This window comes from Caulobacter sp. CCH9-E1, assembly GCF_001556515.1.
Lineage (GTDB): Bacteria > Pseudomonadota > Alphaproteobacteria > Caulobacterales > Caulobacteraceae > Caulobacter.
This window is the reverse complement of sequence record NZ_LSJA01000261.1, coordinates 1-9,560: the sequence shown is the minus strand read 5'-3', so window position 1 is coordinate 9,560 and position 9,560 is coordinate 1. Positions and strand designations below refer to the sequence as shown.

Here is a 9,560-nt window from a genome sequence, read left to right as displayed (position 1 = left end):
CCGCAGCCCGCCGCGCCGGCGGATCCGCACGCAGGCCACGCCATGCCCGCCGCAACGAAGCCGTCGGCCGACCCCCATGCGGGCCACGCGGCGCCGGAGCCGCCGGAGACCTCACGCCCATCGCTGCCGACTCAAGGCTCCGAAGCCTCGGCAGCGCCCGTGGACCCCCATGCCGGGCACGCCATGCCCGCACAACCTGCGGCTCCCGCCGATCCGCATGCCGGACACACCATGCCGGGCCCAGCGGACCCTGATGCGGGACACACGATGGCGCCGATGGAGGGCGGCCAGACCGCGACCGGCTTGCCTGTCGGCAATGCGCCGGCGCCGGCCGTGATCACCGACAACGTGGCCGATCAGGTCTTCGGGACGGGGCCGATGCAGCGCGCCCGGGGAATCCTCGCGCGCGAGCACGGGGGCGTACGGATCGCGAAGCTGATGCTCAACCTCGCAGAGTACCAATCCCAGCCACCGGGCGGCGGCTATCGATGGGATGTTGAAGGCTGGTACGGCGGCGACATCAACAGGTTTGTCTTCAAGTCCGAAGGCGAGGGCTCTGGAGGCGAGGGGGTCGAGCTTGCCGAAGTTCAGGCACTCTATTCCCGCGCAGTGGCTCGTTATACCGACGTGCAAGTCGGAGTACGTCGTGACTTCGGGTCCGGAAATTCGCGAACCTACGCGACAGTCGGGGTTGAAAGCCTCTTCCCCTATTGGTTCGAAGTCGAAGCCGCAGCGTTCTTGTCCGATCGCGGCGACCTGACCGGGCGGGTCGAGGGAACCTACGACCTGCGACTGACCCAGCGCGTGGTCCTTCAGCCGCAGGCAGAGTTGAGGCTTTCGGCGCAGAAGCTCCCAAGACTCAACACTGGATCCGGAATCACGCACGCAGAGCTCGGGCTCCGCCTCCGCTATGAGATTCGCCGCGAATTCGCGCCTTACATCGGTGTGGCGTATGAGCGCGCCTTCGGGAGGACTGCGGATTTCCTCCGGTCTGCCGGCGAGGACATCGAGAGCACGACGTTTGTGGTCGGACTTCGTGCGTGGTTTTAGGTTGGTCTGAGTTGAAGCCGACGGGAACAAGACGTCTCACGCCCGGCTAATCGGGCAGGTGTGGCCTGACGCGTTCGGAAGATGGGGAAGTTTGCAAGCAAGGCTTGCGCTATTGGGAACAGCATCTCTCAGGAGGCTGACGTGAAAGACGCACAACACGGCGAGTCCGGCATGAGCGCGAAGGAGGGTCGGCATCACTATGTGATGCTCGCCATCAATCTGGCTCTGAGCCTGGCGGTTATGTATTTCGCCATGTTCACGATGATATTCAGCTGGGGCGAATTCGTCCAGAACATCAACTTCTTCTACATGGCGCTCGTGATGTGGGCTCCCATGGCCATCATCATGTTGCTGACGATGAAGTCCATGTACATGAATGCCAAGCTGAACCTGGCTTTGTACGTCACTTTCGCCGCAGTCTTCGTGCTCTCATTGATCGGCATCCGGGCGCAGGGCTTGGTCGGCGATCGCCAGTTCGTGCAGTCGATGATCCCGCACCATTCCGGTGCCTTGCTGATGTGCAAGGAAGCCTCGCTGAAGGATCCCGAGCTGCGCGCCCTCTGCTACGGCCCCGACGGCATCATCGAGTCGCAGAGGCGGGAAATAAAGCAGATGAGGGCGATCCTCGAGCGTCTTTAGATCGATCGGGCCTTGACCCTACCATCGTTGGAAGCCCCACCAGATCGGCCGAGGTTCTGACCAGGAGGTTTCCATGCTTCGCTACCAAGTCGACGACATGAGCTGCGCACATTGCGTGCAAGCCATCACTGCGGCGGTGAAGGGCGTCGATCCGGCGGCCCAGGTCGCCATCGATCTGCCGAGCAAGTCGCTGGAAGTCGCGACGACCGCAGCCGACTCGGCCGTGCGCGGCGCTATTCGGGAGGCGGGCTACACCCCGCAGGAGGCTGGGAAGGCCGCCCCATCCGCGAAGGCGTCCTGTTGCGGCGGTCGGCGCTGACCCTTGGAGGCTGATATTCGATGATCCTTCGCCGCAACCTGCTTGCCGCCGCAGCAGCCGTTCTGGCGGCGCCGCACGCCTGGGCGGCCGCGCCGCCGCCCTTGGCTGTCTACAAGACCGCTTCGTGTGGATGCTGCAAGGGTTGGATCACCATCATGACCCGGGCGGGCTATCGGCCGAAGGTGGTCAACGTCGAAGACATCACGCCAATCGGAAAGCGTCATAGCGTTCCGTTCGAGCTCTCATCGTGCCATCTCGCCACGATCGGCGGCTACGTCGTCGTGGGCCACGTCCCGGCCGCTGACGTCGGCCGCCTGCTGAAAGAGCGGCCGAAGGCGCTGGGCATCACCGTACCTGGCATGCCGCTGGGCTCGCCCGGCATGGAGATGCCTGACGGACGCAAGGAGCCTTACCAGACGCTGCTTCTGCTGCCGGGCGGCAAGACGCGGGTGTTCGCGCGCCACGGCTGAGGGCTACACGCGAACGCGTGCCCCTTCGCACGCCTCCTGCTGCTTGGTGATGGCCGTGATCTCGCCTGAGCCATCCTTCAAGTCGGGTCTAAGGCGACCTTGTCATTCGGCTTGACGCTCTAGACCGGGCCGGGCGCGGCCTTGAAGTCCATGGTCATCGCCGCCAGCTCCCGGAACGGGGCCGTGGTCGATCTTAATCGTCTCTGCCGTCGACGGACTCCACGGTTCCGGGCCTCTCGGCGGTCTTGACGGTCGCGGAATCGGCCGTGTTCATTCGCGCCATGTCGCCGGTCTGGGCCGGGCTCGACAGACGCGCTGCGCCTAGCATCAGCCATAGGGGCCGCAAGAGGGTCTCCTCTGGAGAGAACAGGAGATGAAGCGGAAGCGTCGGCGGCCAGGGGCCGCCGACGCCCTCGCTCACCGCGCGCCTAAGGGGATGGGGGGTGCGCGGCGATCGCGATCAACGGGCCGGGCCGTTCTTGGGCGCCGGTGGCGCATGATCCCGCATCATGGTCATGCATTGCTCGCGCATGGCTTGGTCGCCCTTCATCATCGGACAGTCGCAGTCCCGCGCGGGGCGGGGTTGTGCCGCCGGCGGCTGAGCCATGCTGTAATTGCCGCCCTTGCCGTAGGGCTGGGCGGAGGCGGCGCTCGCGGCCGCGACGAGGCCGAGGGCCAGCGCCGCTGCCGTCAGGTGAATGCGATAGGTCATGGGAAACTCTCCCGAGTGGGATCGATCATCATGGCCGGACGGACTCCGGCCGGGTTCTGCACGCGATGCGCCGCCCTAGGGGCGGCGCAGGGGTCAGGCGATCGGTCTGGGAGGTCGTTCGAGGCGTCCGGGGTCGTGAGGCGTCAACGACGCCATCCGCCCAGGCGGCGGCGCGCCATGGTCAGGCTTCGCGAGGCTGACAGGTGGGGCGCTGGGGAGCGCCGCCGTCACGCCGCACATGGCCATGCAGGCGAGAAGGCAGCTCATGTCGTCGTGCTTGGCGGGCGCCTTGTCGTTGGCGGGGTCGCAGCAAGGGTCGGCCTTGTCGTCGTCGTGGTCCATCCCCGGCATGTCCGGCATGGCCATGCTCATCATCGCCTCACCATGACCCAGGCAAGTCGCCTGGGCCGCCGCGGCGGACGCCGGGCTGGCCAGGAGGCCGATCACGGCCAGAAGGGCGAGCAGTAAGCGCATCGTCCACGAGGGTAGCGCCACAGCGACCGTTGTCATCCGATTTCGCGTGTTGCGGCGGCGCGTCATGACTTCACATCGCCGCCGGCGGCGCCAGCGTGCCGAACCAGGCCACGAGAGCCACGATCCCGAGCGCAGCGGCGGTCTCCAGCGCGATGCTGCGGCGCAGATCCGCGAGCGCCGCGCCTTGCCGTGAGGGTTCGTCCAAGGCCAGGGCCAGGACAGGCGTCAGCCGGAAGCGGTTTGCGGCCGCCAGGCCGAGCATGGCCACGAACAGGAGGAGCTTGAGGCTCAAGAGCCGCCCATAAGAGGTGGTCCAAAGGCCGTCGATCCGATCCGCCCCGACCAAGAACCAGCTGTTGGCGAGTCCAGTCGCCACCAGGACCGCCACCAGCAGCGTGCCGATCCCTGAAAAGCCGTGCAGCGCCCGGTGCAGGGCGACCACCCCTGCCGGCGTGCGGCTGCGGGTGCGCAGGATCAGCGCGAAGGCCACGAGCGCGCCGATCCAGACGGCCCCTGCCCAGCTGTGAAGGATGTCGGAGACAAGGTGGATGACACCGCCTGGCCCCTCCGTCGCCGCGCCATGACCCATCCAGGCGAAGGTTGCGGTCGCGACAGTTCCGAGCGCGGCCGCGACGATCCAGCTGGCTCGCGCTGGCCTCAGCATCACGGCGAGGATCGTGGCCAGGAGGGCGACCCCCGCCCTAAGGACACCCGCCTTGCCGAGGTCCATGCTCGTCACCACGGCGCCGAGCGCCTCGGGTTTGAGTCCCTCCGCCATCGATCCGGCCAGCACGCTGGCCTGGGCCGCGATCCAGAGCAGCGTCGCGAGCGCCAGCAGCACGCCCGCGCCCGCCAGCAGCCTGCGGGCCCACGGCGCCTCCGCGGCCGAGCCCGGACCCGTGGCGGGGAGGGCATAGATGAAGAAGAGCGATGATCCCATGAGGACCATCGCCCCCGCATACTGCAGCAGCCTGAGGATGATGACCGCAGGCTCGAGCACGTCAGCCGACCTTGAAGGCCACTTCGCCGGTCATCTTATGGCCGTCGGCCGAGGCCGCGGACCACACGATCTTGTAGGCTCCATTGGTCAGCGCGCTCTGCGGCGTACCGGTGATGGACTTGCCGTCCTTGGAGACGGTCGTCTTCACCGGTACTTTCATGCCGCCATGCTCCGGCATGGTGAGCTCGAACTTGGAGAAGGCCGGTACGAGCTTTTCGTTGAAGGTCAGGGTGATGACCTTCGGCGCGGCCGCGACGGCGGCGTTGGCCGCCGGATTGGAACTCACGAGGTGCGCATGCGCCCAAGCCGGGCTGGAAGCGATGAGGGCGGTTGCTCCCGCAAGGGCGGCAAGTCCGAAAAGGCGGGTCTTCATTGGGGTCTCCCGACAAGGCGTCTGTGAACGTCTACGCATCTCAGCGCGCCAACCCCTCAAACTAGCCGCCGCGCCTGCACCGGGCGTGAATGAGTTCCCCACTTGAGAAGCAAGGCGCCTCCTCCGGTCGAAAGGCGACTCGCCCAGTCCTCGCCAGCGGTTGGGCTGAAGCGCGCAGAGAGCATGCGCACGTTAAGCGAGGGCTGGTGGTTCCGCGTCATATAGGGTAGGGGGGTAGCCTATGGCGCATACGACGAACAACAAAGAGCAGCTCTTGGCCCGGGTCCGGCGCATTGCCGGCCAGGTCGCCGCGATCGAGAGGGCCATCGCTGACGAAGCGGGCTGTTCGACGATCCTGCATCAGGCTGCCGGCGTGCGCGGGGCTGTTAACGGGCTGATGGACGAGCTGATTGAGGACCATGTCCGCGAGCACGTGGCCCGGCCCGACCTAACGGATGCGGACCGAGCTTCCGGCGCCGAAGAGCTGATCGCAGTCGTGCGCCGATACGCAAAATAGGAAGAGCCGCCTTGAATCTGTCAGCCTCAGACGAGGCCTTGTCCCACGACCACGTCTTCCTCGGCGAACGGCACGATGAAAATGCCCGACGCACGCTGTGGGTCGTGGCCCTAACCGCCGTGATGATGGTTGGCGAGATCATCGCCGGCAGTGTCTTCAACTCAATGGCCCTGCTCGCCGACGGATTCCACATGGCGACCCACGCGGGCGCTCTGACCGTCGCGGCGGCGGCTTACGCCTACGCTCGTCGTCACGCGCGCAGCCGGCGCTTCAGCTTCGGTACGGGCAAGGTCGGCGATTTGGCCGGCTTCGCCTCTGCGCTTGTGCTCGCCCTGATCGCGCTCGCGATAGGTGTCGAATCCATCGTCCGCCTTCTCAATCCGCAGCCCGTGAGCTTCGGCGAGGCCACGCTCGTGGCCGTAGTGGGGCTCGCCGTAAACGTCGTGAGCGCCCTTCTCCTGTCGGGGGGGCACGATCACCATCATGGCCACGCTCACGTTCACGAGCATCCCGATGGCGGTGATCACCACGGCCACGCCTCCGATCGAGCGCACGCGCATCACGACAACAATCTCCGCTCTGCCTTCGTGCACGTCCTTGCCGACGCGCTGACCTCGGTGCTGGCGATCACGGCGTTGGTCGCCGGGCGATATCTTGGCTGGGTTTGGCTCGACCCTGTGATGGGCATCGTCGGCGCGGTCGTCATCTCCGTCTGGGCCTGGAACCTGATGCGCGACACAGCCGCCGTGCTGCTCGACACGGCTGATGCTCATCTGGAGGGCGAAGTGCGGGAGGAGGTTGAAGGGCTCGGGGACGCCAAGATCACGGACCTGCATGTTTGGCGGATCGGGCCTGGCGCCCACGCGGCAATCGTCAGCTTCACGGGCGCAGCCTCAGCCGCCGACGTACGCCAGCGTCTGCGCAGAGTGCATGAGCTGGCGCATGTTACGGTCGAACCCCGATGAGTTCGATAGCAAGAGGCCTTCACGAGAGCCTCCAAGCTGCGCGCCCCGTCGATACAATCGGAACCGGTCAGCGCCCTCAGCAGGGCCAAGACGGTTCTCGCGCAAGGTCACGTCGAACATCACCCCGAAGGCATCGCTTCGTGGCCCGGCAAGCGCGTGACAGATTCGATAGCCTATCCGGACTGGCCTGTGACGGTTCGCTGCTTATGCCCCGGTTGAGGAAGCCAGCATTATGCTGAGCGTTCTCGGGGACCGTACCTATCGGCACCTCTTCTTGGCCCAGGTCATCGCCCTGATCGGCACGGGCCTAGCGACCGTCGCGCTGGGTCTACTGTCCTACGATCTTGCGGGCGCGAACGCCGGCGCCGTGCTCGGCGGGGCCCTGGCGATCAAGATGATCGCCTTTATCGGGGTAGGCCCGGTTGTGAACGCCTTCGTCGACCGTCTGCCGCGGCGCGGCTTTCTGGTTTCGATGGACCTCGTCCGGGCCGCCGTGGCGGTCATGCTGCCCTTCGTGACCGAGGTCTGGCAGGTCTACCTGCTTATCTTTCTGCTGCAATCGGCCTCAGCGGCTTTCACGCCGACGTTCCAGGCCGCGATCCCAGACATCCTTCCCGAAGAGGAACGCTACACCCGGGCGCTGTCGCTCTCGCGGTTGGCCTACGACATGGAGAGTCTCGTCAGCCCCATGCTGGCGGCCGCCCTGCTGACCGTGATCAGCTTCCACTGGCTATTTGGCGGAACGGTTGTCGGCTTTCTCGCCTCCGCCGCCCTGGTGGTGTCGGTCGTGGTCCCGCAGCCGAAGCCGATGAAGCGGGAAGGCGGCATATACGCCAGAACGACCCGCGGGGCGCGGATCTACCTCAAGACCCCGCGCCTGCGGGGCCTTCTGGCGCTCAACCTCGCTGCCGCCGCCGGCGGCGCCATGGTGATCGTGAACACCGTCGTCTACGTCCGCGATGTGCTCGGCCGCTCGGCCGACGATGTGGCCATCGCATTGGCTGCCTTCGGCGGCGGATCCATGGCCGCCGCCCTGTGCCTTCCGCGGGTTCTGGAGCGCATCGGCGACCGGCCGGTCATGGTCGCCGCAGCATCGCTCCTCACCGCAGCCCTCGCGGCCATGGCTATGCTCGCGGCCACGCCCGGAGTGGATCAATGGATCCTGCTTCTCGCGTTCTGGGCCGTGATGGGCGCGGCCTATTCAGCCGTCCTGACCCCATCGGGGCGACTCCTGCGGCGCTCGGCGACCCCCGAGGACCGGAGCGCGGTCTTTGCGGCTCAGTTCGCCTTGTCGCACGCCTGCTGGCTGTTGACCTACACAGTCGCCGGCGGTCTCGGCGCGGCGCTGGGCATGTCCGCGACCCTCGTGGCGCTGGCTCTAATATGCCTCGCCGGGGTGGTCATTGGTCTGAAGGTATGGCCGGCGCGCGATCCCGATCAGCTCGCGCACACTCACGCCGAACTGCCCTCTGACCATCCTCATTTGCGTGAGGGTTTCCGGGCCGGCGGGCGGCCCGAACACGTACATGCTTTCGTCATTGATGATCTCCACCATCAGTGGCCGAGAATGGGCGTCTAGTCGCATGTCACTGTTCTTGCACCCGCAGGCTGCGCAACCTAGTAACGCCTGCCAGGAGTTCTGAGTGGTAGCGCTGCGAGCCAGAAAGCTAAGGACGTTCCTCGCTACGCTTTGCGTGGCGTTGACGGCCGTGCTTGTCTCTCAGGCGCCGATCGCGACCCTGGACCAAGCCCAGCACAGCTTGTCGATAGACCATCCGGCCGTCTCCCTGGCCGGTCAGGTATACTTCGACCAAGACGATCACGGCGCCGATCACGACCACGAACCGCAGGCCGAGGCTCCGGCTGATGGCGCTGGAGACGCCCCGGCCGGCGCGGTCGCAGGCCAGATCTTCGAGGGCGACCGCCGGTTCGACGTCATTGTCCGGTTGCCGGAGGACATTCGCCGCAACGTCGATGAGATCGGTCGGCTCCGAATCCCGTTGCCGGCGGCGGAAGGCGCGCCCCGCGGCTTCGTCCCATTGCAGGACGTGGCCAAGATCGAAGTCGAGATCGGGCCCAACCAGATCAGCCGCGAGGACGGCAAGCGCCGTGTCGTGGTGACAGCGAACGTCCGCGGGCGCGACCTTGGCTCCTTCATCACCGAGGTTCAGCAGAAGGTGGGAGTCGAAGTCGAGCTCCCTAGCGGCTACTGGGTCAGCTATGGCGGCACGTTCGAGCAGCTGATTTCGGCGGCCAAGCGCCTTCAGCTCGTCGTACCCGCCGCCCTGCTGCTGATCTTCGGCCTGCTCTTTGCGCTGTTCCGCTCGGTGAAGGACGCCGCCATCGTCTTTTCAGGCGTGCCGCTGGCGTTGACGGGCGGGGTAGCCGCCCTTCTCCTGCGGGGGTTGCCCCTCTCCATCTCCGCCGGCGTCGGCTTCATCGCGCTCTCCGGTGTGGCCGTCCTGAACGGCGTCGTGATGGTGAGCTTCATCCGTAACCTCCTGGCCGAGGGTAGAGGACTAGACGAAGCGATCCGCGAAGGCGCCCTGACCAGGCTGCGCCCTGTGTTAATGACGGCCTTGGTGGCGAGCCTCGGTTTTGTGCCAATGGCGTTTAACGTGGGAGCGGGGGCCGAAGTCCAACGTCCGCTCGCGACCGTCGTGATTGGCGGGATTATCTCCTCGACACTGCTCACCTTGCTGGTCCTGCCCTCGCTCTATCGCCTGGTGCATGGCACCGGTGAGCGTCGACGGCTGGCTGTCGAGGCGACCGCGTGAAGCGCCTCGGCATCCAACTGAACTCGAATCCCATATCGAGTAGAAGCCTGTGCGGCCAAGCAAAGCCGAGACCACGCAATCCGACTGTTGGTCGACCGGGTGGCAGCTCCCAGGGGCCTCGAAGGGCCGCCGGAGCGTAGAATTCGGCTACACGCGGTTCGCGCCCAATTTATCTTATCGGAAATATCCTAGCAATTACAATAACTTATTGTCGGTGTTCGCATTCGATGCGAGTCGCATCTTTAGATAACGGTTTGGTTCGAA

Annotated in this window: 11 protein-coding genes and 1 pseudogene; 8 read left to right on the top strand and 4 right to left on the bottom strand. The window is 65.9% G+C overall.

What is annotated here, in order from left to right; all coding sequences use genetic code 11:
* The 4 genes from AX690_RS14645 to AX690_RS14630 form a co-directional block, all read left to right on the top strand.
* The coding region (locus tag AX690_RS14645; RefSeq protein WP_066730444.1) for a copper resistance protein B at positions 1-1,050 on the top strand (1,050 nt) is incomplete at its 5' end.
* 171 nt (positions 1,051-1,221) lie between these two features.
* Positions 1,222-1,689, top strand: a complete 468-nt coding sequence (locus AX690_RS14640) for a DUF305 domain-containing protein (RefSeq protein ID WP_066680786.1) — start codon at positions 1,222-1,224, stop codon at positions 1,687-1,689.
* A 73-nt stretch (positions 1,690-1,762) separates the two neighbouring features.
* A complete protein-coding gene (locus AX690_RS14635) occupies positions 1,763-2,008 on the top strand; it encodes a heavy-metal-associated domain-containing protein (protein WP_066680691.1) in 246 nt (81 codons plus the stop codon).
* 20 nt (positions 2,009-2,028) lie between these two features.
* Complete coding sequence (locus AX690_RS14630) at positions 2,029-2,478, top strand: DUF411 domain-containing protein (protein ID WP_066680693.1); 450 nt, start codon at positions 2,029-2,031, stop codon at positions 2,476-2,478.
* Between the two features lie 460 nt (positions 2,479-2,938).
* On the opposite strand, the gene AX690_RS14625 is transcribed toward AX690_RS14630, so the two are convergent.
* From AX690_RS14625 to copC, 4 genes are all read right to left on the bottom strand, one after another.
* On the bottom strand, positions 2,939-3,190 hold the full coding sequence (locus AX690_RS14625; protein WP_066680695.1) for a hypothetical protein: 252 nt from the start codon (positions 3,188-3,190) through the stop codon (positions 2,939-2,941).
* Between the two features lie 93 nt (positions 3,191-3,283).
* The gene (locus AX690_RS14620; protein ID WP_066680697.1) at positions 3,284-3,700 is read right to left on the bottom strand and encodes a hypothetical protein; all 417 of its coding nucleotides are present in this window, start codon (positions 3,698-3,700) and stop codon (positions 3,284-3,286) included.
* Positions 3,701-3,734: 34 nt separating this feature from the next.
* Positions 3,735-4,664 carry a copper homeostasis membrane protein CopD gene (gene copD / locus AX690_RS14615; protein WP_066680699.1) on the bottom strand — a complete coding sequence of 310 codons (930 nt, stop codon included), beginning with the start codon at positions 4,662-4,664 and terminating at the stop codon, positions 3,735-3,737.
* A gap of 1 nt (position 4,665) precedes the next feature.
* A complete protein-coding gene (gene copC / locus AX690_RS14610; RefSeq protein ID WP_066680701.1) occupies positions 4,666-5,037 on the bottom strand; it encodes a copper homeostasis periplasmic binding protein CopC in 372 nt (123 codons plus the stop codon).
* Between the two features lie 241 nt (positions 5,038-5,278).
* Here copC and AX690_RS14605 point away from each other — a divergent pair, with 241 nt between their 5' ends.
* From AX690_RS14605 to AX690_RS14590, 4 genes and pseudogenes are all read left to right on the top strand, one after another.
* Positions 5,279-5,554 carry a metal/formaldehyde-sensitive transcriptional repressor gene (locus AX690_RS14605; protein WP_066680703.1) on the top strand — a complete coding sequence of 92 codons (276 nt, stop codon included), beginning with the start codon at positions 5,279-5,281 and terminating at the stop codon, positions 5,552-5,554.
* Between the two features lie 38 nt (positions 5,555-5,592).
* A complete protein-coding gene (gene dmeF, locus AX690_RS14600) occupies positions 5,593-6,519 on the top strand; it encodes a CDF family Co(II)/Ni(II) efflux transporter DmeF (protein WP_231732210.1) in 927 nt (308 codons plus the stop codon).
* A gap of 232 nt (positions 6,520-6,751) precedes the next feature.
* A complete protein-coding gene (locus tag AX690_RS14595; RefSeq protein ID WP_066680707.1) occupies positions 6,752-8,098 on the top strand; it encodes an MFS transporter in 1,347 nt (448 codons plus the stop codon).
* 286 nt (positions 8,099-8,384) lie between these two features.
* Positions 8,385-9,296: pseudogene (locus tag AX690_RS14590) on the top strand (efflux RND transporter permease subunit); the annotation flags it as partial.
* Between the last annotated feature and the right edge of the window lie 264 nt (positions 9,297-9,560).

Excerpts from the sequence above, each read along its gene's own strand:
- copC (WP_066680701.1), bottom strand. The coding sequence starts at position 5,037 with ATGAAGACCCGCCTTTTCGGACTTGCCGCCCTTGCGGGAGCAACCGCC.
- AX690_RS14640 (WP_066680786.1), top strand. The coding sequence starts at position 1,222 with ATGAGCGCGAAGGAGGGTCGGCATCACTATGTGATGCTCGCCATCAAT.
- AX690_RS14595 (WP_066680707.1), top strand. The coding sequence starts at position 6,752 with ATGCTGAGCGTTCTCGGGGACCGTACCTATCGGCACCTCTTCTTGGCC.
- AX690_RS14635 (WP_066680691.1), top strand. The coding sequence starts at position 1,763 with ATGCTTCGCTACCAAGTCGACGACATGAGCTGCGCACATTGCGTGCAA.
- AX690_RS14605 (WP_066680703.1), top strand. The coding sequence starts at position 5,279 with ATGGCGCATACGACGAACAACAAAGAGCAGCTCTTGGCCCGGGTCCGG.
- AX690_RS14625 (WP_066680695.1), bottom strand. The coding sequence starts at position 3,190 with ATGACCTATCGCATTCACCTGACGGCAGCGGCGCTGGCCCTCGGCCTC.
- AX690_RS14620 (WP_066680697.1), bottom strand. The coding sequence starts at position 3,700 with ATGACAACGGTCGCTGTGGCGCTACCCTCGTGGACGATGCGCTTACTG.
- AX690_RS14630 (WP_066680693.1), top strand. The coding sequence starts at position 2,029 with ATGATCCTTCGCCGCAACCTGCTTGCCGCCGCAGCAGCCGTTCTGGCG.